The sequence below is a fragment of the Glycomyces sp. NPDC046736 genome, from assembly GCF_040645615.1.
Lineage (GTDB): Bacteria > Actinomycetota > Actinomycetes > Mycobacteriales > Micromonosporaceae > Glycomyces.
Map to the genome: position 1 here is coordinate 16,074 of NZ_JBEYYO010000015.1, position 22,960 is coordinate 39,033.

At 70.2% G+C, this 22,960-nt stretch carries 18 protein-coding genes and 1 tRNA gene; 13 read left to right on the plus strand and 6 right to left on the minus strand.

Features of this window, described 5'->3' with window-relative positions; translation table 11 throughout:
• The first annotated feature begins 81 nt into the window (after positions 1 to 81).
• The gene (locus AB0B28_RS15470; RefSeq protein ID WP_360121245.1) at positions 82 to 1,443 is read left to right on the plus strand and encodes an FAD-linked oxidase C-terminal domain-containing protein; all 1,362 of its coding nucleotides are present in this window, start codon (positions 82 to 84) and stop codon (positions 1,441 to 1,443) included.
• A 371-nt stretch (positions 1,444 to 1,814) separates the two neighbouring features.
• On the opposite strand, the gene AB0B28_RS15475 is transcribed toward AB0B28_RS15470, so the two are convergent.
• Positions 1,815 to 2,669: an aminotransferase class IV gene (locus AB0B28_RS15475; protein ID WP_360121247.1), complete on the minus strand. Its 855-nt coding sequence runs from the start codon at positions 2,667 to 2,669 to the stop codon at positions 1,815 to 1,817.
• A 237-nt stretch (positions 2,670 to 2,906) separates the two neighbouring features.
• Here AB0B28_RS15475 and AB0B28_RS15480 point away from each other — a divergent pair, with 237 nt between their 5' ends.
• The 6 genes from AB0B28_RS15480 to AB0B28_RS15505 all read left to right on the plus strand — a co-directional run bounded on the left by AB0B28_RS15480 (position 2,907) and on the right by AB0B28_RS15505 (position 7,370).
• Positions 2,907 to 3,347: a Fur family transcriptional regulator gene (locus tag AB0B28_RS15480; protein ID WP_360121249.1), complete on the plus strand. Its 441-nt coding sequence runs from the start codon at positions 2,907 to 2,909 to the stop codon at positions 3,345 to 3,347.
• Positions 3,344 to 4,444, plus strand: a complete 1,101-nt coding sequence (locus AB0B28_RS15485; protein ID WP_360121251.1) for a folate-binding protein — start codon at positions 3,344 to 3,346, stop codon at positions 4,442 to 4,444. Before AB0B28_RS15480 ends, AB0B28_RS15485 begins: the two co-directional genes overlap by 4 nt.
• A 72-nt stretch (positions 4,445 to 4,516) precedes the next feature.
• Positions 4,517 to 5,494, plus strand: coding sequence for an asparaginase (locus AB0B28_RS15490; protein WP_360121253.1), 978 nt, complete (start codon positions 4,517 to 4,519; stop codon positions 5,492 to 5,494).
• Positions 5,495 to 5,581: 87 nt separating this feature from the next.
• A tRNA-Leu gene (locus AB0B28_RS15495) sits at positions 5,582 to 5,664 on the plus strand.
• Positions 5,665 to 5,907: 243 nt separating this feature from the next.
• Positions 5,908 to 6,513: a bacterial proteasome activator family protein gene (locus AB0B28_RS15500; RefSeq protein WP_360121255.1), complete on the plus strand. Its 606-nt coding sequence runs from the start codon at positions 5,908 to 5,910 to the stop codon at positions 6,511 to 6,513.
• 167 nt (positions 6,514 to 6,680) lie between these two features.
• Positions 6,681 to 7,370 carry a lysophospholipid acyltransferase family protein gene (locus AB0B28_RS15505; protein ID WP_360121257.1) on the plus strand — a complete coding sequence of 230 codons (690 nt, stop codon included), beginning with the start codon at positions 6,681 to 6,683 and terminating at the stop codon, positions 7,368 to 7,370.
• On the opposite strand, the gene AB0B28_RS15510 is transcribed toward AB0B28_RS15505, so the two are convergent.
• From AB0B28_RS15510 to AB0B28_RS15525, 4 genes are all read right to left on the minus strand, one after another.
• Entirely contained in the window at positions 7,367 to 8,317 is a 951-nt protein-coding gene (locus AB0B28_RS15510) for a peptidylprolyl isomerase (RefSeq protein ID WP_360121259.1), read from the minus strand. The genes AB0B28_RS15505 and AB0B28_RS15510 overlap by 4 nt on opposite strands.
• Positions 8,272 to 9,618, minus strand: a complete 1,347-nt coding sequence (locus tag AB0B28_RS15515; protein WP_360121261.1) for an MFS transporter — start codon at positions 9,616 to 9,618, stop codon at positions 8,272 to 8,274. Before AB0B28_RS15515 ends, AB0B28_RS15510 begins: the two co-directional genes overlap by 46 nt.
• Positions 9,619 to 9,721: 103 nt before the next feature.
• Positions 9,722 to 10,792 (minus strand): inositol-3-phosphate synthase, encoded by a 1,071-nt coding sequence (locus AB0B28_RS15520; RefSeq protein ID WP_360121263.1) that lies wholly within the window; start codon positions 10,790 to 10,792, stop codon positions 9,722 to 9,724.
• Positions 10,785 to 11,498 carry a PadR family transcriptional regulator gene (locus AB0B28_RS15525; RefSeq protein WP_360121265.1) on the minus strand — a complete coding sequence of 238 codons (714 nt, stop codon included), beginning with the start codon at positions 11,496 to 11,498 and terminating at the stop codon, positions 10,785 to 10,787. Before AB0B28_RS15525 ends, AB0B28_RS15520 begins: the two co-directional genes overlap by 8 nt.
• Before the next feature lie 340 nt (positions 11,499 to 11,838).
• Between AB0B28_RS15525 and AB0B28_RS15530 the strand changes: the two genes are divergently transcribed.
• Positions 11,839 to 15,084 (plus strand): transglycosylase domain-containing protein, encoded by a 3,246-nt coding sequence (locus AB0B28_RS15530; protein WP_360121267.1) that lies wholly within the window; start codon positions 11,839 to 11,841, stop codon positions 15,082 to 15,084.
• Positions 15,085 to 15,134: 50 nt separating this feature from the next.
• Positions 15,135 to 16,628, plus strand: coding sequence for a glycosyltransferase 87 family protein (locus AB0B28_RS15535; protein ID WP_360121269.1), 1,494 nt, complete (start codon positions 15,135 to 15,137; stop codon positions 16,626 to 16,628).
• Here the strand turns inward: AB0B28_RS15535 and AB0B28_RS15540 are convergent.
• On the minus strand, positions 16,519 to 17,943 hold the full coding sequence (locus AB0B28_RS15540; RefSeq protein WP_360121271.1) for a CCA tRNA nucleotidyltransferase: 1,425 nt from the start codon (positions 17,941 to 17,943) through the stop codon (positions 16,519 to 16,521). The two genes, AB0B28_RS15535 and AB0B28_RS15540, sit on opposite strands and share 110 nt — an antisense overlap.
• A gap of 30 nt (positions 17,944 to 17,973) precedes the next feature.
• Here AB0B28_RS15540 and murJ point away from each other — a divergent pair, with 30 nt between their 5' ends.
• The 4 genes from murJ (at position 17,974) to AB0B28_RS15560 (ending at position 22,882) form a co-directional block, all read left to right on the plus strand.
• Positions 17,974 to 19,797 carry a murein biosynthesis integral membrane protein MurJ gene (murJ, locus tag AB0B28_RS15545; RefSeq protein ID WP_360121273.1) on the plus strand — a complete coding sequence of 608 codons (1,824 nt, stop codon included), beginning with the start codon at positions 17,974 to 17,976 and terminating at the stop codon, positions 19,795 to 19,797.
• Positions 19,798 to 19,920: 123 nt separating this feature from the next.
• Entirely contained in the window at positions 19,921 to 21,426 is a 1,506-nt protein-coding gene (locus AB0B28_RS15550; protein WP_360121275.1) for a protein kinase family protein, read from the plus strand.
• A 5-nt stretch (positions 21,427 to 21,431) separates the two neighbouring features.
• On the plus strand, positions 21,432 to 22,136 hold the full coding sequence (sigM, locus tag AB0B28_RS15555; protein ID WP_360121277.1) for an RNA polymerase sigma factor SigM: 705 nt from the start codon (positions 21,432 to 21,434) through the stop codon (positions 22,134 to 22,136).
• Positions 22,133 to 22,882 carry a hypothetical protein gene (locus tag AB0B28_RS15560; protein ID WP_360121279.1) on the plus strand — a complete coding sequence of 250 codons (750 nt, stop codon included), beginning with the start codon at positions 22,133 to 22,135 and terminating at the stop codon, positions 22,880 to 22,882. Before sigM ends, AB0B28_RS15560 begins: the two co-directional genes overlap by 4 nt.
• Positions 22,883 to 22,960: the final 78 nt, after the last annotated feature.

Here is a 22,960-nt window from a genome sequence, read left to right on the forward strand (position 1 = left end):
TCACATAGGATATATCCTATACGATTTAGGGGCGAGTGCACCCGATCGGAGATGGGGCCCGGGTTGAGTGACAATCGTGGCATGAGCGAACTCGTCACCGCCCTGAAGAGCGCGGGCCTCGCGCCGGTGCTCGACGCCGACGTGCTGGCAGCGCACGCGGTCGACCACGCCGGGCTCGTCCCGGCCGGGAAGGCCGCGGCACTGGTGCGGGCGCGTTCGACCGACGAGGTGAGCGCCGCGGTGCAGGTCGCCGCCGAGTTCGGCGTTCCCGTAGTGCCGCAAGGGGCCCGGACCGGCCTGGCCGGGGCGGCCACCGCCGTGGACGGCGCGCTGCTGCTCGACCTCTCGCAGATGGACCGCATCCTCTCGATCGACCCGGTCAACCGCGTCGCGGTGTGCCAGCCCGGGGTCCTCAACGCCGCGATCTCCGAGGCCGCCAAGGAGTTCGGGCTGCGCTACAGCCCCGACCCCGGGTCCTGGCAGATCTCCACGATCGGCGGGAACATCGCCACCGGTGCGGGCGGCATGTGCTGCGTCAAGTACGGCACCACCCCCGAATACGTGCTGGGCCTGGAAGTCGTGCTCGCCTCCGGCGAGGTGATGCGCTGCGGGCGCACCACCGCGAAGGGCGTGGCCGGGTACGACCTGGTGCGATTGTTCTGCGGTTCCGAAGGGACCCTGGGGATCATCACCGAGGCCACCCTGAAGCTCTCGCCGATCCCGGCCGAGCGGCTCACGCTCGCCGCGGTCTTCGACACCACCGCCGACGCCGGGAGGGCCGTCACCGCGATCATGGCCTCCGGCGCCCAGCCGAGCCTGCTCGAACTCATCGACAACACCCACCTGCGGGCCCTGGAAGCCCTGCGCCCCATGGGGCTCCCGACCGAGGCGGCCGCGCTGCTGCTGGCCGCCGCCGACGCGAACCCGGCCGCCGAGCTGGTCGCGATCGAACGGCTCTGCGTCGAGTCCGGTGCGGCCGAGGTCTTCCGCGCCACCGACGCCGAGGAGGCCGACGCGCTCCTCGAATCGCGGCGCAGCGCCTACCACGCGATGGAGAAGCTGGGGACCGTGCTCGTGGACGACGTGGCCGTGCCGCGCTCGCGCCTGGCCGAGGCGCTCGACGCCGTGCAGGCCACCGCCGAGCGGCACGGCGTGGTCATCGGCGTCATCGCCCATGCCGGCGACGGGAACCTGCACCCGAACATCATCGTCCACCCCGAGGACCCCGATTCCCTGGCGGCCGGGCGGGCCGCGTTCGACGAGATCCTGGAGACCGCGCTCGCGATGGGCGGCACCATCACCGGCGAGCACGGCGTCGGGTTGCTCAAACGCGATTGGCTCGTGAAGGAACTCGACCCGGTCAACCTGGCCGTGCAGCGCCGGTTGAAAGACGCGCTCGACCCACTCGGGATTCTCAACCCCGGGAAGGTCCTGCGGCGCTGAACCATTGCACCCGAATCGCATCGCCGCAGGCCGCAGCGAGTGCGGAACCGAGTCGGGTTGCGAGAGAGGCCGATGAGACCGCGATGCGGATTCGTGTCGGTCCTGTGACACGTTAATGGGGCCGCAGCGCTTGCCCATTCGCTGCGGCCCCGATAAAGTGGAGGAGCTCCACTTTTCATTGGCACCAGTAGGGCTGTGCCCGATTGCCCTTACTGGTTTGTGCCCCCGGATTGTTCCGTGCCTCCCGGATGACTGCCCATGTCCGTCCGTTCGGCTTGTCGGCGTGACCGGAACAATCATTACTATGAGGACCGTCTCTGAACGTGGCCTGTGCCGAGCCTGGGAAGAACCTGGGAATCGATGCCGAACCGTTACGAAGGAACCTCGAAGCCCGCGAGTTTGTCCAGCTCAGCGGTGATGTCGGCCCGCTGCGCCACCGGTTCCCCGTCGATCTGGGTGATGAAGGCCACACCTCGAACGGAGGAGCTCAGCCACGCGGCCTCCGCGTTCTTCAACTCCCCCAACGGGATCAGCTTCTCGGCGGTCTTCAGTCCCGCCTTCGGCGCCTGCTCCAGCAGGTGCGCGCTGGTCGTCCCGGGGAGGATGCCCGCCGAGGTCGAGGTGGTGCAGAGCGTGTCGCCCTCCAGCCACAGGAGCGAGGAGGTCGGGCCTTCGAGCGCGAACCCGTCGGCCGAGACCCACAGGGCGTCGTCGGCGCCTTGGGTCTTGGCCCAGCGGGTCACGGCCATCATCGACGCGTAGGAGAGTGCCTTGACCCCGCCTAGGAGCCACGGGGCTTCCCCCCGCGCATCGGCATTCACCCCCAGGGTCGCCGTGGCGATCTTGAGGCCGTCGCGGCGCGGGAGGACGCGTTCGAGCGGGACCGGGTCGACGGTGGCGTAGACGGTGGGCGGGCCCCCGTGCTCGCGCCCGCGGGTCGCGACCAGGCGCAGGGCCCCTTCGCCTTCGCCGCGCTCGCGCCAGGCCACGAGGGCCTGCTCGGCGAGCTCGGCGAGCTCGGCCTTGGCGGGAAGCTCGAACTCCATGCGGCGCGCGGAGTTCGCCATGCGGTCGAGGTGTTCGGAGAGCAGGAACGCCTGACCGGCGCGGACGTTGATCGTCTCGAAGACGCCGTCGCCCCGGAGGACCCCGAGATCGTCGGCGCACAGGAGCGGCGCGTCCGAGTCGACGACGCCGCGGTGCAGTACTGCGGTTACAAGTGCCATGGCCTCATTCTGCCCCCGCCGGGGCGGAGCCTTGGGTGGGCGGGTGGGACGTCCATCCCAAACCCCCGCCCACCCAAGGGGAAAAGGAAGGACCGTCTGCCGAAATCCTGCCGCCTGGGTACGACAAGAATCGGGGTCCGGCGCCGATATGTCACCCGAACGTGTCAAAGGGCCGCGCGTGACCGGGTGGGGTCGCGGTGGGGGCGTCGGCGGAGACCGGCGCAGTACCATGCAGCTATGCCCACCGAAGCCGAGGCCGAGACCGAGTTGGCGGCGGTGCTGCGCGCCAAAGGGCTGCGCATGACCGCGCAGCGCCAGCTCGTGCTGGAAGCGGTCCGCTCGCTCGGGCACGCGACCCCCGAGCAGATCCACGAGCGCATCCGCGGCCAGGTCGAAGGCGTGAACATCACCACCGTCTACCGCACCCTCGACCTGCTCGAAGAGCTCCAGCTCGTCTCGCACACCCACCTCTCCCACGGCGCCCCCACCTACCACCTGTCCGGCGACAGAGGCCACGCCCACCTGGTGTGCCACCGCTGCGGCCGGATCACCGAAGTCGAACCGTCGCTGTTCGCGAACGCGCGCAAGGAGGTCGCCGACACCACGGGTTTCGTGATGGACGTCGGCCACGTCGCGGTGTTCGGGACCTGCGCCGAATGCCAGGAGAAGCACGCATGACCACGCCGTCCGACGACACCGCCACACCGTCCCCGCTGTTGTCCCTGCCCGGGGCCGTGGCCACCACGCCCTCCGCGATCGCGACCGGACGCACCGCCTGGCACTACGGCGGCCCGCTCACCGAGCAGCGCGCCGCGGTCCAGCAGGGGACCGCGGTCTTCGACCGCTCTGACCGAGACCTCATCACGGTGACCGGCGAACCGCGCCTGACCTGGCTCCACTCGCTCACCACCCAGCACCTCACCAGCCTCAAGCCCCACCAGGGCACCGAAACGCTCATCCTCTCCCCCACCGGCCGCGTCGAGCACCACATGAACGTCTACGACGACGGCGAGACCACCTGGCTCGACACCGAGCCCGGCCGTGGCGAGGCGCTGCTGAAGTACCTCCAGATGATGAAGTTCCGCACGGAAGTCGACATCGAGGACGCCTCCGCCGATTGGGCGCTGTTCACCTGGACCTTCGGCGAGTCTCTCGAAGACGCCGAACCGACGGTGCAGCCGGTGCCACCGGCGAAGTTCGTGCAGCAGGAGCTGCTTCCAGTGCCCACGGCCGTGTATCCGGGCGCTCCGCTCGACGCTGCCCCGGGCTGGACCCGGCGAACCGACGCGCTCGGCGTCCGCACCTACGACGTGCTTGAACCACGCGAGGTGTTCGCCGAAGACTTCGCGAACGTCACCCCGGCTGAAAAGGGCCTAGCCGGAACCTGGGCGTTCGACGCGCTTCGAGTGGCCGCCGGGGTGCCGAGGTTCGGAATCGACACCGACGAAAAGACCGTCCCGCACGAAGTCCCGCACTGGCTCTCGCGAGCGGTGCACTTCAACAAGGGCTGCTACCGCGGCCAGGAGACCGTGGCGAAGGTCCACCACCTCGGCCAGTCGCCGCGTCGCCTCGTCATGCTCCACCTCGACGGCTCCGACGAGCACCCGCCCGCCACCGGTACCCCGGTGACCTTGGACGGCAAGGAGATCGGGTTCATCGGCACCGCCGTCCAGCACTACGAGGACGGCCAGATCGCCCTCGCCGTGCTCAAACGCTCGGTCGCCCAGAACCAAGAAGCGAAGTTCCTTGTGGACGGTCAGTCCGCGTCGTTCTAGCCCGCGTGACCGAGGCGTCTGTTCGGCGCCGATCAGGCACGCCGCCTCGGCGGCGGGGATAGTCTCCGCGGTATGAGTGCTTCCTACCGCGGCGGCGAACCCGTCGCCGAAATCCTCAGGTCCGGCTTCGCCGAGAGCTTCCACCGAGGCAGCGTGGCCGTCACCGACACCGCCGGGGAGCTCGTCGCCTCCATCGGCGACACCGCCGCCCCGGTCTTCCCCCGCTCCTCCAACAAGCCCATGCAGGCCGTGGCGATGCTCCGCGCCGGATGGGAGCCCGCGAGCGAGGCCGACCTGGCCATCAGTGCGGCGAGCCACCGGGGCGAGGCGGTCCACGTCGAACGCGCCCGCTCCGTGCTCGCCCACGCCGGGCTCGGCGAGGACCGGCTGCAATGCCCGCCCGACCTCCCCGGCGACCAGGCCGCCCGCCGCGACGTGATCGCCGCCGGAGGCCACCCGAGCCGGATCTACATGAACTGCTCGGGCAAGCACTCAGGGATGCTCGCGGCCTGCGCCGCCGCCGGCTGGGACCCGGACACCTACCGCGACCCGGCCCACCCGCTCCAGCGGCTCATCACCGCCACCGTCGAAGAGCTCACCGGCGAGACCGTGGGCGCGGTCGGCGTCGACGGCTGCGGCGCGCCGGTCCTGGCCGTGTCCCTGCACGGCATCGCCCGCGCGTTCGCCCGCCTGGTGGCCGCCCCCGAGGGCACCCCCGAGCGCCGCGTCGCCGACGCGATGCGCGCCAACCCGATCCTCATCGACGGCACGTCGGGAGCCGACCACCGCGGCATGACCGCCCTGCCGGGCCTGCTCGCCAAGGGCGGCGCCGAAGGCGTCCACGTGATCGCCTTCCCCGGATCGGGCGCGGTGGCCGTCAAGATCGACGACGGCGCGGGCCGGGCCTCCATGCCCGTGGCGATCCGCGCCCTGGTGCGCCACACCGGCCTGGCGATCCCCGAGAGCGCCAAAGCCGAGGTCGACGCGCTCGTAGCGCCCGAGGTCCTCGGCGGCGGCCAGCCCGTGGGCCGCCTGCGCACCCTCCTGTGAGTGGCGCGCGACTCAAAGGGGCCAATACCCCGTGGCGTGCCAAAGACCAGCCAGGGTAATATCGTCGCGTCGTAAGTACTGACACTCGCGCGAGTGGCGGAATGGCAGACGCGCTGGCTTCAGGTGCCAGTGTCCGAAAGGACGTGGGGGTTCAAGTCCCCCCTCGCGCACCGACGAAGGGCTCCGGAAACGGGGCCCTTTTTCGTGCCCGCGAACGCTCGGCCGAACACGGCGAGGACGGCATGGTCGCCTATATTCGGATCGTCCTCGACCACGCCGTCGGGGCTGCGCGCCGCGAGCGGGAACAGCCCCGGAAGCGTTCGCGTTAGGCTCGGAGTAGAGGAAACGGGAGCGCCTTCGCGGTGCCCCGAGGACGCCAGGACACTCGACAGGACAGTGGGGTCACGCCGACCATGAGCGAAGCGAACACCGAGCAGGACGGGTACGAGGAGCGGGAGTCCGAGGACCAGCCCGTCATCCTCGACGCCGAGGGCAACCCGGTCACCTCTGAGGACGCCCCGGCCGAGGACGAGGCCTACGAGTCCGACCCGACCAAGCTCGTCTCCGAACCGGCCAAGGTCATGCGCGTCGGCTCGATGATCAAGCAGCTGCTCGAAGAGGTCCGCGCCGCCGACCTCGACGACAAGGGCCGCCAGCGCCTCCGCGACATCCACCAGCGTTCGATCGCCGAGCTGGAGACTGGCCTGGCGCCGGAGCTGCGCGACGAGCTGGAGCGGCTCTCGCTGCCGTTCAGCGCCGACGAGATCCCCACCGAGGCGGAGCTGCGCATCGCGCAGGCCCAGCTCGTGGGCTGGCTGGAGGGCCTGTTCCACGGCATCCAGGCGGCGCTGGTGGCGCAGCAGATGGCCGCGCGGTTGCAGCTCGACCAGATGCGGGGCGGGGAGCTCAAGGCCCTGCCCGCCGGGAGCGAGGAGCTTCCGCCGCAGCTGAGGGCCGTGATGGCCGAGCGGGCGGCGCGCGGTGACGATCGCGACCACCATCCCGGCCAGTACTTGTAGAGCTGGAAGATGGCTTAGACTCGGCCCTGCCTTCCTGGCGGGGCCGCGCTCGTCTCCCGGCGAGGGCCGCAGGGCTCGCGGGTTTCGCCAGGAGCGGTTCGCGAGCCATAATTGGCCCGTAACGACCCTCCCGCCGCCGGGGTGAGACCACTGGAGAGCTGAACACGGTGCTGTACAAGACGTTGCAATGGACGGCCGCTCCGACCATCAAACTCATCTACAGGCCGTGGATCGACGGGAAAGAGAACATTCCCGAGACCGGCCCGGTGATTCTGGCGTCGAACCACCTCTCCGTGGCCGACCACTACTTCCTGGGTCTGACGACCAAGCGGCACATCGCCACGATGGCGAAGATCGAGTACTTCACCGGCGCGGGCGTCAAGGGCAAGATCATCTCCTCCACGGTCAAGGCCTTGGGCCAGGTGGCCGTGGACCGCTCGGGCGGGCGCAAGAGCGCTTCGGCCCTGGAGCCGTCCTTGGAGGTGCTGGAGGAGGGCCGGGTGTTCGCGATCTTCCCGGAGGGGACGCGTTCGCCCGACGGGCGGTTGTACCGCGGCAAACCGGGGGTGGCGCGGTTGGCGCTGGCCTCGGGTGCGCCGGTGGTGCCGATCGGGTTGATCGGCACGGAGAAGGTGCTGCCGATCGGCGAGTCGCGCCCGCGTGTGGCCCCGGTGGGGGTGCGGGTGGGCAAGCCGCTCGATTTCACGCGGTACAAGGGCCTGGAGAACGACCGGGTGGTGATCCGGGCGGTCACCGACGAGGTGATGGACGCGATCCGGCGCCTGACCGGTCAGGAGTACGTGGACAAGTACGCGAAGCGGAACGCCGCGGGCAAGGACAAGGACGGCGAGGACTAGCTCGACTGCGCGGCGGTCGGGGTTTCGGTCGCACCTGTCGGGCTTTCGCCGGGCGTGAGCCCGGTCGGGGTCTCGGTCACGCTTTCGCTCGGGGTGCCTGTCGGTGTCGCCGAGGGCGTCTCGGTCTGGGCCGCGGTGTCGGGCCCGGTGGGCAGGTCCTCGATGTCGGTGACGTACACGTCCCAGATCTCGACGGGGGCCTGCGGGGGCCCGTCGGATTCGACGGTCTCCGAGAGCGCGGCGATCTGGTCGAGGACTTCGTAGCCGTCGACGATGCCGCCGATGACGCTGACCCCGGCGGTGGGGATCGCGGCGCCGCGGATGAGCGCGAAGGCCGCTCCGGCGCGGCCGCGGTCGTCGGTGACCAGGGCGAGGACGTCGGCGACGTCGTTGCCGGCCATGCCGGTCTCGGCCTGGAAGCGCCAGCCGGGGCCGAAGGTCGCGTCGGATTCAGGGTCGGAATCGGACGCGGGGCTGCCGCAGCGCAGGATCGCGGTGGGGTCGATCGCCTGCGTGGTGAGGCGGTCGCACGCGTGGGAGTAGTAGAAACCGGTCTCGGCCAGGTGTGTGAACGCGGTGACGCTGCACGGGGCGAGGTCGCCCCAGAGCATCACGGTGATGTCGCCGTAGTTGGTCTGCACGACCGCGAGGGACCGCTCGGGGGGCGTGCCGGGGCTCATGGGGTCGGCGCCTTCGCCCGCGTCGTCGGCTTCGGTGATGTGGCATTGGCTGGAGATGATCTCGCCGTCGTGGGCGGCCTGGCCGCCTTCGTCGCGGAAAGCGAGCCAGGTGACCGCCGCGACCGACCCGGTGGTGAGCAGGACCGCGCCGAGTCCGGCCAGGCCCCGTTTCCAGCCGCCGCTGCGTTGCCAGGGGGGTGTGCCGCGGAAGGGGTTCTCGCCTACTGGCTCGTCGTGGGCCGGGGGGCGGGCGCGGCTGGGCTCCATGACTGAGCATCGTACGGTGCGTCGGCTCGCGCGAGATAGGCGTATCCGAGGCAGACGAGGGCGTAGGCGACCGCGACGCCGATGAGCGTCCCGGGCGTGTAGCCGTCCTTGGGAACGACGATTGCGGCCGCGAACAGCCCGGCGAGGTAGCCGACGTTGTAGACGGTGTCGTTGACGCTGAAGACCCGGCCCCGGTAGGCGTCCTCGATGCCGCGCTGGATGCTGGTGTCGACGGTGATCTTGATGCCCTGGGACGCGATGTTCACCAGCAGCACGGCCACGGCGAACATGACCGGTTTCATGGTCCCGGCGAGGCAGGCCACGACCACGGCGCACAGCCCGATGAGCACGAGCACCCAGTTCCTGGGGCCCCACACGCGGGTGGCGCGGGGCGTGGCGAGCGCGGCGGCGAGGACCCCGACGTTGCCGAGGACGGCGAGCACGAGCAGCCACGAGATCGTGGTGGTGCGGTCGGGGTCGGACTGGAGGTCCCAGAAGAAGCCCATGAACAGGGCGATCGCGATGATGAACACGATGCCGTACAGGAACCGGTGCAGGCCTTGCACGGCCATGACCAGCGCGGGCCCGCGGCGCCTGCCCAGGTGCTTGAAGCCCTCCCACATGCCTGCGGTGGTGTCGGCGACGCCTCGCCACAGGCCGCCGCCGGGGGCCTCGTCGACTGGTCCGAGGTCGGAGCGGCCGAACGAGGCGGTGACGATGAACGCCGAGACGAGGTAGCCGCACCCGGCGGCCAGAGCGAGCATGGAGTAGGAGACGCCGGAGTCGAGGAGTTTGGCCACGCCGGTGGTGGCCAGGCCGAGGCCGTAGGCCAGAGCGCCGAGCGTGGAGGCGAGGGAGTTGGCGGTGACGAGGTCCTTCTCGGGCACGACCTGCGGGTGGGAGGCGGCCAGGCCCGCGAGGACGAACCGGTTGGCGGCGAGCACGAGCATCGCGCACAGGACCCACGTCCAGTTGAAGCCGGTGACGAGGGTCAGGCAGATGACGAGCATGAGGGCGGCTCGGGCCAGGTTGGCGCCGCCGATCAGGTTGCGGCGGCTGCACCGGTCCAGGACGGTGCCCACGTAGGGGCCCAGCAGCGAGTAGGGGCCCAGGAGGATCGCCACGGCGGCGGCGTACCGGAACGGGTCGTTCGCCTCGCCCAGGTCGGGGTTGAAGAACACCGAGAGCGCCAGGGAGGCCTGGAACATGCCGTCCGCGGCCTGCGAGGTGAGCCGCACGCCCAGCAGCTGCCGGAAGCGTCGGTTGCCCGCGAGGCTTCGGAGGTGCCCGTCGGTGCGCATCGTCCGAGGATAACTCCGTTGCACGCCAAGGGGGACCCCTTCACGGCGAAGCTCGGCGCTGTGGCCGGGCCCGCCCAGGGGTCCCCCTTGGCGTGGGCGAGTGTTACTTCCCGGCGATGAAGTTCTCGACCGAGACGCGGGCCTCTTCGTCGGAGAACTGCTCGGCCGGGGACTTCATGAAGTAGCTCGACGCGCTCGCGACGGGGCCGCCCTGGCCGCGGTCGAGGGCGATCTTCGCGGCGCGGACCGCGTCGATGATGACGCCGGCCGAGTTCGGGGAGTCCCACACTTCGAGCTTGAGCTCGGCGTTGAGCGGGACGTCGCCGAAGGTGGTGCCCTCCAGGCGGATGTACGCCCACTTGCGGTCGGTCAGCCACGGCACGTGGTCCGAGGGGCCGATGTGGACGTCGGCGCCGCGCATCTCGTGCGGGATCTGCGAGGTCACCGACTGGGTCTTGGAGATCTTCTTCGACTTCAGGCGGGTGCGCTCCAGCATGTTCATGAAGTCCATGTTGCCGCCGAAGTTCAGCTGGTACGTGCGGTCGAGGCGCACGCCGCGGTCTTCGAACAGCTTCGCCAGCACGCGGTGCACGATGGTGGCGCCGACCTGGGACTTGATGTCGTCGCCGACGATCGGGATCCCGGCGTCGGTGAACTTCTTGGCCCATTCGGGGTCGGAGGCGATGAACACCGGCAGGGCGTTGACGAAGGCCGCGCCCGCGTCGATCGAGGCCTGCGCGTAGAACTTCGCGGCGGTCTCGGAGCCCACCGGCAGGTAGCACACCACGACGTCGGCCTTGGCCTTCTTCAGCTCGGCGACCACGTCGACCGGCGCTTCGGAGGACTCGGTGACCATCTCGGTGTAGTACTGGCCCAGGCCGTCGTGCGTGGGGCCGCGCAGGACGGGAACGCCGGTGGGGGGCACCTCGGCGAACTGGATGGTGTTGTTCTCCGAGGCGTTGATGGCGCTGGAGAGGTCCTGCCCGACCTTCTTCGCGTCCACGTCGAACGCGGCGACGAACTCGATGTCGTTGATGTGGTAGTCGCCGAACTGGACGTGCATGAGGCCGGGCACCCGGTCCTCGGGCGCGGCGTCGCGGTAGTACTCGACGCCTTGGACCAACGAAGAGGCGCAGTTCCCCACGCCGACAATGGCTACGCGCAGCTTACCCATCGCGCATGCCTCCTTTGCCTTGTTTATTTGGGTCTCCGGCGCTCGAAGCCGGATCGGGTGTTCCCTGACTCGGGGAGGCCTGCGGCCGCCCCGGTTCGGCGATGGACTCGCCGAAGTCGTTCCGCTGCCGCTGGGGCCGGCGGCCCTCCTCGGTGGCGATGAGCTCGTTGAGCCAGCGCACCTCCCGCTCGGCGGTCTCCAGGCCGTGCCGCTGGAGTTCGAGCCCGTAGGCGTCGACCCTCTCGGCGGTGCGGGCCAGGGCCTCGCGGATGCGTTCGCGGCGCTCCTCGACGCGGCGGCGCCGCGCCTCCAGGATGCGCAGGCGCGTGGCGGGGTCGGTGCGGGAGAAGAACGCGAAGTGGACCCCGAACAGGGCCTCGTCCGCGGTCTCGGGCCCGCCCTCGGCCATGAGCTGGGCGAAGTGCTCCTTGCCCTCGGGTGTGAGCCGGTAGACCTTGCGGGCCCGGCGCCCGGTGAGCAGCGGTTTCTCGGCGCCCTTGACGGCGCCGGTGTTCTCGGCCTCCCCCGTGCCAGGGGTCTCCTCGACGATGAGTCCGCGCTGACGCATCCGCTTCAAGGTGGGGTAAAGGGAGCCGTAGCTGAACGCCGCCCGAATGGCCCCGAGCAGGGCCAGCAGACGTTTGCGCAGCTCGTAGCCGTGCATGGGGGATTCGTGCAGGAGCCCCAGAATGGCGAGCTCGAGCATCGCGTCCCTCCCTTCACACGGTGACCTAACTAACCGATGTATCGGTTCGATACATCCGCCTAACCATAGCCCCAGGCGCAGATCACGTCAAGGCGAGGCCGCTCGCGCTGGTCAGAGGGCCTCTCGTCCGATAGGCTCGTGCCCACCAAGCGAACTGGCAGCAGCCTCTCAGCATTCGTGTGCGAAACTGCGAGGCGACCGGCCACCCCCCATGCCGGAGTAGACCTTTGCGAAGACCGGTCGCCTGGCACGCCCCCCGGGGCAGACGCCGAGAAGGCGCACCGGGCCGACCGGCAAGCCCCGGCACCGCCTGGGCAACACAGCACGTGGATGGTTGAGCATGAGCGACTACGGTTACCGCCCCGCCCCGCCCCCCGAAGACCCTCGGGGGCAGGGACGCGGCGCCGGTCAAGGCCGCGCCTACAACAACGGCCCCGACCCGCGCGGGCGTTCGGCGGCACCCGGCTGGGGAAGCGACCGCCGCCAAGGCGCCCCGCAGCCCGGACGCGGCTCGGCCCGCCCCCCGCAGTCCCAGTACGGCACCCCGCCCTCCGGTTCGGCCCCCGTCGGCCGCGGCTCCGCGTCGGTCGGGCGCGGCTCGGCCTCGGTGGGCGGCGCCTCCGGCTCGGCGTCGGTCGGCCCGAACGGCCGCAGCGGCCGCGCCTCGGTCGGCTCGGCCTCCGTCGGCTCCGCGTCCGTGGGCTCGGCCTCCGTAGGTTCGGCCTCAGTCGGCGGCCGCACCCTCGATCGTGACAAGACCCCCGAACGCGCAGGCCGCGCGGGCGCGGGCGGCAGACGCCGCGCCGGCTCCGGCCCCGGCAAGGGCGACGAAGGCGACAAGAAGAAACGCAAGCGCTTCGGCCGCAAGATGCTCGCCACGCTCATCGCACTGGCCATCCTGTTCGTCACCGGCGTCACCATCGTCGCCTCCTACTTCTTCGTCGACGTCGGCGACGTCAACAACATCGCCCGCGCCGGCGAGTCGAGCACCTTCACCTTCGCCGACGGCAACACCGAGGCCGGCGGCTACGGCGAGACGCTGCGCCTCCAGGCCGACCCGAACGAGATCCCCCAGACCGTCAAGGACGCGCTGATCGCCACCGAGGACCGCAAGTTCATGGACCACAGCGGGGTCGACTTCACCCGCACCATGGGCGCGCTGGTCAACAACCTCACCGGCGGCGACACCCAGGGCGCCTCCACGATCACCCAGCAGTACGCGGGCATGATCATGGACATCCGCGACGACATCTCATACGACCGCAAGGCCCGCGAGGCCGCGATGGCCATGAAGATCGAGAACCAGTACTCGAAGGACCAGATCATCACGGCCTACCTCAACCTCGCCTACTTCGGCCGGGGGGCCACCGGGATCGAAGCCGCCGCGAAGGTCTACTTCGACAAGCCGCTCCTCGAACTCGACTACCACGAGGCCGCGTTCATCGTCATGCAGGTCAAGTCCCCCAACGGCCTCTACGACGAGTACTACAACGACGTGTACAACGAAGAGGCCGCCCTCGGTCGCTGGAACTACTCGATGAACTCGATGGTCGAGACCGGGGCGCTCACCCAGGAGCAACGTGACTCCTACGAGATGCCCACCCCGATCAACGACTTCAAGTCCAGCGGTTCGTGGGGCGGCAACACCGACGTGGGCTTCATCGTCAACGAACTCGACGGCTACGTCTTCGACGAGCTCTACGACCGCTACGACATCACCCCCGAGATGCTCGGCGGCGCCGAGGGCCAGAACGGCGGCTACAAGGTCGTCCTCACCATCGACCAGGACATCCAGGCCGCGCTCAAGGCGACCAACTCCCGCGGCCAAGTGGCCGTGAAGATGGACGGCGACACCTACCTCGACAAGGACGGCAACCCGGTCGACAGTCGGTCCGAGGCCGCGCTCGACACGAGCGAGGAGGGCTACGCCCAGTTCATCAACGACAACGACGAAGCGGCCCTCAAGGAGTACAAGGAATACATGATGTCGGCGATGGTGGCCATCGACCCCGCCACCGGCGCGGTCCTGGGCTACTACGGCGGCGACGACGGCTTCGGCGTCGACAAGGCCGGCGCCGAGTCCCCGCACCCGCCGTCCTCGACCATGAAGATGGTGACCGCCGCGACCGCGATCCAGAACGGCGACTCGATCGAGTCCTGGTTCAACGCCGACTCCCCGCGCAACTTCGACTCGCTCAAGAACGACGACGAGACCTGCATCGGCGGCGGCGACTACCCCAACTGCGCCATCCGCAGCGGCTCCCAGAGCCAGCGGAAGCTCGAACTCACCCTTGAGGACTCGGTCGTCAGCTCCAAGAACACCCCGATGTACTCGATCGCCGAGCAGTACGGCGCCGACGAGATCCTGCGCTACGCCAACGCGATGGGCCTGACCCAGATGAGCCAGTCGCTCCAGGTGTTCGACAGCGAGGGCGGCGACCACTCCCCGAACGTCAACTACGAGCTCACTCCGAACGGCGAGTACATCCTCCACGGCCAGGCCGTCGACGCCGAGGGCAACCCTGTCACCGACGTCAACGGCAACTGGGACACCTGGGCGCTGGTGCAGACCGACGAGAACTGCGTCCCCGAGGTCAACCTCGACGGCGCGTTCATCCTCGACACCGACGGCGTCCCGCAGGCCTGCCCGATCGGCGGCCCGGACGAGACCAAGAAGACCGACCCGTTCTACTACCACCTCGCCTTCGGCCAGTACCCGACCAGCGTCAAGGACATGGCCGCGATCTACGCGACCATCGCCAACGACGGCCTCTACGAGGAGACCCACTACATCGCCAAGGTCTTCGACTACCGCGGCGAAGAGGTCGAACCGAAGCGCGATCTCAAGTCCGACCAGGTGATCGCGGCCGAGACCGCCCGCGACCTCCAGTACGTGGGCGCGCAGATCAAGGGCGAGAACACCGTCGGCGAGGACCTCACCCGCGACTACTTCGGCAAGACCGGTACGTGGGAGGCCTCGGGCGAGGACGAGAACGGCAACAAATACGAGGCGGGCTGGAACGCCCACGCCTGGTACGTGGGCGCGATCCCGCAGCTCTCGATCGCCTCCTGGGTCGGGAACCTCGAATCCGAATCGGACCCGATCTCAGGGCCCGACGGCAGTTTCAACAACGTCTTCGGCGGCAACACCGCCTACCCGGCGTGGCTGGTCGCGATGCACAAGATCCTCGACGTCAAGGACGGCGACGAGGCCTGGGAACCCGTCGAATGGGGAGGCAAGGCCCTCAACGGCTCGCCGACCACCTGGGACCTGGACAAGGCGGGTTTCCGCACCGACGGCGAGTACTGCGCGGCCAACGGCGACAAGGACTCCCGCTGCGGAGCCGACGACGAGGAGAAGTGCGAGGACGGGAGCGAGCCCGGAGCCGGCGGCGTCTGTCCCGAGGACGGCAACGAGGACGACAACGACCAGCCGACCCCCGACCCGACCGACCCGACCACGCCGGGCGACGGCGAATCCAGCGAAGAGTGCGGTGACAGCATCTTCCTGCCGGACTGCGAGGAGACGCCGTCCACCGATCCGTCGACCCCGATCGAGGAGACCTCCGACTGGGGCCGAGATTAGCGTTCGGCCGCGATTACCGTGCGACGGCGGCATGGGCCACAATAGGGCCCATGCCGCCGTCTCCCATTGACCCGCCGCGCACCCCCGCCGCCCCCACCCGAACCGACCGCGTCGCCCGCATCTTCGCGAGCGTCATCGGCGGGCCCTTCGGCGACCACGCCCAGGACCCGCCCCGCCGCCGCTTCTGGACCCCGATCCGCGTCATCCTCCTCACCGGCCTCATCGTCTTCGCCCTCAACTGGCTCCAGAAATACCCGTGCTCGGCGGGCGGCTGGGTCGACTGGCAGCAGTACACCAGCGCCTGCTACACCGACATCCGCGCGCTGTGGGGGGCCGAGCGGCTCAACGAGGGCTTCATCCCCTACCGTGACCACCCGGTCGAATACCCGGTACTGACCGGGTGGTTCATGGGCATCCTCGGGCAGATCGCCTTCCGCATCGGCTCGGTCGCCGGCACCGACGGCGGCCCGATCTTCTTCCACCTCAACGCGATCGTGCTGATCATCTGCGGCGCGGCCGCCATCGCCGTCCTCCACCGCATCAGGGAGGACAACCGCCGCACCGACCTGCCGGGGCCGAGCCCGGACCCGGCCCTGGTGCACGCCAGGCCTTCTCGACCCTGGGACGCGATGATGCTCGCGGCCGCGCCGGTGGTGCTGGTGACGGCCACCGTCAACTGGGACCTGTTCGCGATCGCTCTGGCGATGCCGTTCTTCCTGTACTGGCAGCGCGGCCGCCCCGTCGCCGCCGGGGTCTTCCTCGGCCTGGCGGTCGCCGCGAAGTTCTACCCGCTCTTGTTCCTCGGCCCGCTGCTGGTGCTCGCGGTGAGGCAGAAGCGGATCCTGCCCGCGCTCCAGTCGACCGCCGCCGCGGCCGTTGTGTGGGCGGTGATCAACGCGCCCGTGGCCTACCTGTGGCGCGACTCGTGGCTGCGGTTCTTCGAGCTCAACTCCGAACGGCCCGTGGACTGGGGCACCGGCTGGTACGTGCTGCGCGGCGTCACCGGCTGGGACGCGCTGTGGGACTCCGAGTTCGTCAACGACCTGTACCTGGTGCTGTTCGCGGCCTCGTGCCTGGGGATCGCCGCGCTCGGGTTCTTCGTACAACGCAATAAGATGCCGATGGAGGACGTGGTGCCGCGCCTGGCGCAGCTGTGCTTCCTCGTGGTGGCCGCGTTCTTGCTGTTCGGGAAGGTCTGGTCGCAGCAGTACGTGCTGTGGCTGATCCCGCTGCTGATCCTCGCACGCCCCAAGTGGGGGTTCTTCCTGGTGTGGCAGGCCGCCGAGTTCGGCTACTTCCTCGCGTTCTACGGCAAGATGCTCCAGGTCTCGGCCGACGACGACCGAGGCATCGCCGAAGGCCTGTTCCTGTTCGCGGCAGCCTCCCGGTGGGTCACCGTGGCGATCCTGTGCGCCCTGGTGGTGCGGGAAATCCTCAATCCACGTCTGGACGCGGTGCGATCCCTTCGGCTGCCGCCCATGCCAGGAGCGCCGCTTCCGCCTCCTCGCGCGGCATCGGACCGCGCTCCAGCCGAAGCTCCTTGAGGTGCGCCCAGGCCCGGCCCACCTCGGGGCCGGGCGCCAGGCCCAAGAGCTCCATGATCGCGTTGCCGTCGAGGTCGGGGCGCACCGCGCGCAAGTCCTCCGCGGCCCGGATGCGCGCGATGCGCTCCTCGAACGCGTCGTAGTCGCGGCGCAGCCGCTCGGCCTTGCGCCGGTTGCGGGTCGTGCAGTCCGAACGCACCAGGACGTGCAGCCGTTCGAGCTCGGGCCCGGCGTCGGTCACGTACCGGCGCACCGCCGAATCGGTCCAACCGGCATCGCCGTAGCCGTAGAACCGCAGGTGCAACGCGATGAGCTGCGACACGGCCTGCACCTCGGCCTTGGGGAAGCGCAGCTCGCGCATCCGCCTGCGCGCCAAGCGAGCTCCGGCCACATCGTGGTGGTGGAAGGAAACGCCGCCGCCAGCCACGACTTCCTTGGTCTCGGGCTTGCCGATGTCGTGCAAGAGCGCCGCGAGCCGCAGCAGCAGATCGGGGCCGTCGGTCTCGAGCGCGATCGCGTTGCGCAGCACCTGAAGCGAGTGCTCGTAGACGTCCTTGTGCTGGGCGTGCTCGTCGATCTCCATGCGCAGCGCGGGCAGCTCGGGCAGGAACTCGGCGGCCAGGCCGGTGTCGACCAGGACCCGCAGGCCCACCACCGGATCGGGAGCCAGCATCAGCTTGACGAACTCGTCCCTGATGCGCTCGGCGGTGATCCGCCCCAGCTCGGGGGCCATGCGCCGCATCGCGTCCAGCGTGTCCGGCTCGATGCCGAAACCGAGCTGCGCGGAGAACCGGGCCGCCCGGAGCATCCGCAGCGGGTCGTCGGCGAACGAGGACTCCGGCGAGGCCGGGGTGCGGATCGTGCGGCGCGCGATGTCCTCGATCCCGCCGAACGGGTCGGCGAAGACGTGGCCGGGCACCGACACGGCCATCGCGTTCACGGTGAAGTCGCGGCGCTCCAGGTCGTCGACCAGACTGTCGCCGTAGCGGACGATCGGGTTGCGGCTGACGCGGTCGTAGGCGTCGGCCCGGAACGTGGTCACCTCGACCTGTTCGCCCCGGAACATGCCCCCGATGGTCCCGAAGTCCGCCCCCGTGGTCCACACCGTCGAGCACGACCGGCGCAGGATCGCCTCGGTCGCATCTGGACGGGCGTCGGTGGTGAAGTCCAGATCGCTCACCGTCCGGCGCAGCACCGCGTCCCGGACCGGACCGCCGACCAGATGCAGTTCGAAGCCCTCGTCGGCGAAGACCCGACCCAGTTCATCGGCTATCGGCGGGACCGTGATTTCCTTACCGCTACTGTTGTCAGACATCGCCGGGCAAGCTTAGCGGAGAGTGCGAGAATGGCCGAACCTAGCGCGAGACCGGGACCGGGCTCAGGACCCCCGCCTTCCGGCCCCGCCGGGGACCCCCACCCGGGCGCGAACCCCCACTGGCAGCCCGATCCCCACCGCGGCGGACCCCAGACCGGCAACGGCTACGTCCCCCTCGGCCAGACCCCCACCCAGGCCCCGCAGCCCCCAAAACCCCAGGGCAAGAACGTGGTCCGCTCCAGCCTGCTCATGGGTTCGGGCTCGCTCGTCTCGCGCGTGACCGGGTTCGGGCGCACCGTGGTGATCTCCGCGGCGATCGGCGCGGGCCTCTTGGGCAACTCGTACACGACCGCGCAGTACTTCCCCCAGATGATCTACGAACTCGTCCTCGGCGGCGTGTTCGCGAGCATCATCATGCCGCTGTTCGTCAAGTCCCACAAGAACGACCCCGACGGCGGCGACGCGTTCGCCAACCGGCTCTTGACCCTCGCCGCGCTCGTCCTCGGCGCGGCCGCGATCATCGTCACCCTCTGCGCCCCGCTCATCGCCCTCGGGATCGGCGAACCCGAGCAAAGGGACCTGGTCACCCAGTTCTCCTACCTCATGCTGCCCGCGCTGCTGTTCTACGGCCTGTTCGCGGTCCTGTCGGGGGTGCTCAACTCCCGCGAGCACTTCGGCGCGCCCATGTGGGTGCCGATCATCAACAACCTCGTGGTGATCGCCGTCGGCGCGGTGTTCTTCTTCGTCTACACCCAGGACGCCGTCCCCAACTCCGCCGGGCAGATCTTCGTCGACGCCGACCAGGTCACCACCGGGATGGTCCTCCTCTTGGGCGGCGGCACCACCGCGGGCGTGGTCATCCAGGTCCTGTGCCTGGCCCCGGCCCTGCGCAAAGCCGGATTCAAGGTGCGGCCGCGGTTCGACTTCAAAAAGCTCCCGCTGCGCACGATCCGCAACATGGCCGCGTGGACGCTCCTGTTCGTGGCCGCCAACCAGATCTCGGTCATGGCCGTGCTCAAGATCGCCAACACCGCCTCGGGCAACCAGGTCCAGGGCGGAACATTCATCCCCGGGGCCACGGTCTACAACAACGCCTATCTGATGATGATGATGGCGCACGGCATCGTCGCCGTCTCCGTCATCACCGCGCTCATGCCCCGCATGACCCGCGCCGCCGACGACCGCCGCTGGCCCGAACTGGCCGGCCACCTCTCCTCGGGCATCCGCCTCGCGTCGTTCCTGCTGGTGCCGATCGCGGCGGCGTTCGTCGCGCTCCACGAGCCGATCGCGATGGCGATCTTCCAGTGGGGCGCGTACGACCACACTATGGCGATCGCCACCGGGCAGGCCCTGGCGATGGTCGGGATCGTGCTGCTGGCGTTCTCGATCAGCCAGTTGCAGATCTACGCCTTCTACGCCCAGACCGACACCAGGACCCCCGCGATCTTCAACCTGCCGGTGATCGCGTTCCGCATCGGCGGCTACCTGCTCGCGTTCGCGCTCCTGCCCCTGGAATGGGTGGTCGTGGGCCTGCTGGCCGCGAACGGCGTCTCCTACCTGGTGAGCCTGCTCCTCTCGATGAGTCTGCTGCGCCGCAAGATCGGCCTGCTCGACATGCGCAAGACCGCGAACGGCCTCGTCCGCACCACCGCCGCCGCGCTCATCGCGGGCGGCGCGGCCTACGCGGGCTGGCTCGCCTGGCCCGACGTGTCGGGGAACAAACTGGGCCAACTGGGTGCCTCGTTCGTGCTCGGCGGGGGCCTCTTGGCCTTGTATCTGGCGGCCTGTCTGGTATTGCGCGTCACTGAAATGGCGTCGCTCCAGGCAACGGTGCGCGCAAAGCTGCGACGATGAGCCAAGTACCATCCATACGTGCCACTCTGGCCGGAACGAACCCGTCCGGGCCGGGACACCGCCGGTGAGGCCGACCTAGGCCGGCCCCTCCGGGGTCGCTTCGAGAGGGGAGGACCCCGCACCATGACTCTTGCCGAAGTGCCGTCCGTGGGCGACCTGCTCGCCGAACGCTACCGCCTCGAAGAGCACGTCGGAGGCGCGAACGGTCACCGCCAGCTGTGGCGGGGCGTCGACGTCCTCCTGCACCGCTCCGTCGCGGTCGTGCTCCGCTCCCCCGGCGGCGAGGACGCCGCCCCCACCATGACCGCCGCGGTGGCCGCCTCCCGCACCCATGTGGACTCGATGGTCGACGTGTACGACGCCGTCGACGAGGGCCGCTTCGCCTACGTGGTGCGCGAATGGGTCAACGGCTCGTCCCTGCGCGGGGTCCTGGAGCAGCAGACCCTCGAGAGCGCCCACGCGCTCGAACTGGTCGCCTCCGTCGCCGACGCGGTCGCCGCCCTCCACGAAGGCGGCGTCACCCACGCCGACCTGCACCCGGGCACGATCCTCCTCTCCGAGGACGACCGCGTCATGGTCACCGAGCCGCGCAACGAACCGGGCGTGACCCAGGTCGAGGACGTGCGGGCGCTCGGCGCGACCCTCTACGCCTGCCTCACCGCGACCTGGCCGCGCGTCGTCCCGGCCGAGAACACGGGCCTGCCCGACGCCGCGACCGACGAATGGGGCCGGGTGCTCGACGCCGCGGCCGTCTCCTCCCAGGTCCCGGCCCGCATCTCGCAGCTGACCGCCGACCTCCTCGACCACACCCAGGCCCCGCCCTCGGCCGCCGAACTGGCCGTGGAGCTGCGGGCCCTGGCCGTCGCCGGGAACGAGCCCACCGCCGCGATCAAGGTCTCGGTCGAGCCCCACGAGGCCCCCACCAGCGTCCTCGGCTCGATGAACCTCGGCCGCTTCAAGCCCGAGACCCCGCCCGCGGGGATGAAGCGCCTCGCCGTGATCGCGGCCGTGATCGCCGCGGTCCTGTTCGGCGGGGTGCTCACCAGCGCCCTCGTGTTCGGCGGCGAGGACGACCCGGCCGAGGCCGACGAGAACGTCACCGCCTCCGACACCGGCTCGGACAAGGGCGAGGAGACCACCGAGGTGGCCGTCCCGACCGACCTGCCGCTCACCCCCGACATGATCCGCGTGGTCGACCCGCCCGACGGGGACCGCGACAACGGCGAGGGCCTCGACGCGCTCATCGACGGCAACGCCTCGACCGGCTGGTCCACCGCGACCTACCGCAACAACCCCAAGTTCGGGAACCTCAAGCCCGGCATGGGCATCCTCATCGACCTGGGCCAGGCCTACGAGGTCGCTTCGGTGCGGGTCCAGATGACCAGCGCCGGTGCCACCGTGGGCCTGCTCTCCGGCAACGAGGACCCGGGCGACTCCTCGGAGGGCGACCAGGCCATCGTGGACGGCTTCACCGAGCTGGCCGCGCCGGTCGAGAACGCCGACACCAACATCGAGCTCCAGGCCGGCGGCGAGGCCACCCAGTTCATCGTCATCTGGGTGACCGAGCTGCCCGAGAGCTCCGGTGGCTACAAGCTCACCGTCTCCGACATCAACGTGTTCGTCCGGTAGCGACCATGCCCGGCCCGCTCCCCTCCGCCGGCCCCGTCGACGACGGGGTGTTCGGCGGTGTGGCCGACGCCGAGCTCCTGCGCCGCCATGTGGGCGGCGACCGGGACGCGTTCGGGGAGCTGTTCCGCCGCCACCGCGGCAGGCTCTGGGCGGTCGCGGTGCGCACGCTCGCCGACCCCGAGGACGCGGCCGAAGCGGTCCAGGACGCGATGATCAAGGCCTACCAGGCCGCCGGTTCGTTCCGCGGGAACGCGGCGGTGACCACGTGGCTGCACCGGATCGTCGTCAACGCGTGCCTCGACCGCATCCGGGCCGCCGGGCGGCGGCCCACCGTGCCGCTCCCCGAGGACGACGTCGCGAACGCCCGGCCCGCGACCGATCCGGCCGTCGACCCGCAGCGGTCGGCGCTGCGGATCACCGTGCACCGGGCCCTGGCCGAGCTGCCGTTCGAGCAGCGGGCCGTGCTCGTGTACATCGACATGCTCGGGTACCCCGTCGAGGAGGTCGCCGCGATCCTCAAGGTCCGCCCGGGCACGGTCAAGTCCCGGGCCTCGCGGGCGCGCAAGCGCCTGGCCGCGCGGCTGCCCGAGTTCGGGGTGCACCCGGGGGCGGTGTCGGAGGACGCCGGGGGGAACCCGCCGCCGCAGCGGGGCGTCGAACCTGACGCCAGGGACTGGACCGCCACGGGCCGGGAGGAGGGGAACCGATGAACCAGCACCACTCGGAGAGCGAGGTCGCCGGCGTGCTGCGCCAGGCCTCGGACGAGTACGGGGACCTGCCCGCCGACGTCGGGAACCGCCTCGACCGGGTCCTGAACACGCTTCCGGCCGCCGACACGCTGCGCTCGGGCGCCCGACAGACCTGGTTCGAGCGCTGGGCGGAGCGCTTGCGCCCCAAGCGGGTCCGGTACGCGATCCTCTCCACCGCGGCCGCCGTCCTGTTCACGGTCGGCGGGGTCTCGGTCGCCATCCAGGTCGTCGGCGGCGACTCCGGCGAAGGCGAGTCCGCGCTCTCCTCGGACTCCTACGAGGAGCACCAGAGCGACGAGGGCGGCGCCGCGCCCGAGGCGGCACCCGACGAGGAGCCGATGAACGAGGAGACGCAGCTCGAAGAGCCCGGCGCGGCCATCGCCGGGGTCGAGACGTTCGCGACCGGTGTCGACTACGCCGACGACCCCGACCTCATCGCATCCCTCCACGAGCTGGGCGCGACCACCCGCTCGGGCGAGGTCCCGCCCGAACTCGAAGCGCTCGCCGCGGGCGGGCGGGCCTGGGAGGACTGCGAAGAGGCGATCACCGCCGAGTACGGCGGCCTGCTCATCGCGGTCGACTTCGCCCACTACGACGCCGCGCCCGCGATGGTCGCGCTGCTCCTGGCCGACTCCGGCGAGGTCGCGATCGCGCTCACCCCCGCGTGCGCCGAGGGCCTCGTCGAGCCCCTCGCGGTCCAGCCCTGAGTGAGCTTCCCCACGATCGGCGAACACTCCGGTCACAGGCCCGCCACAGGTCGGGATCACGGAATTTCGGGTCAATAG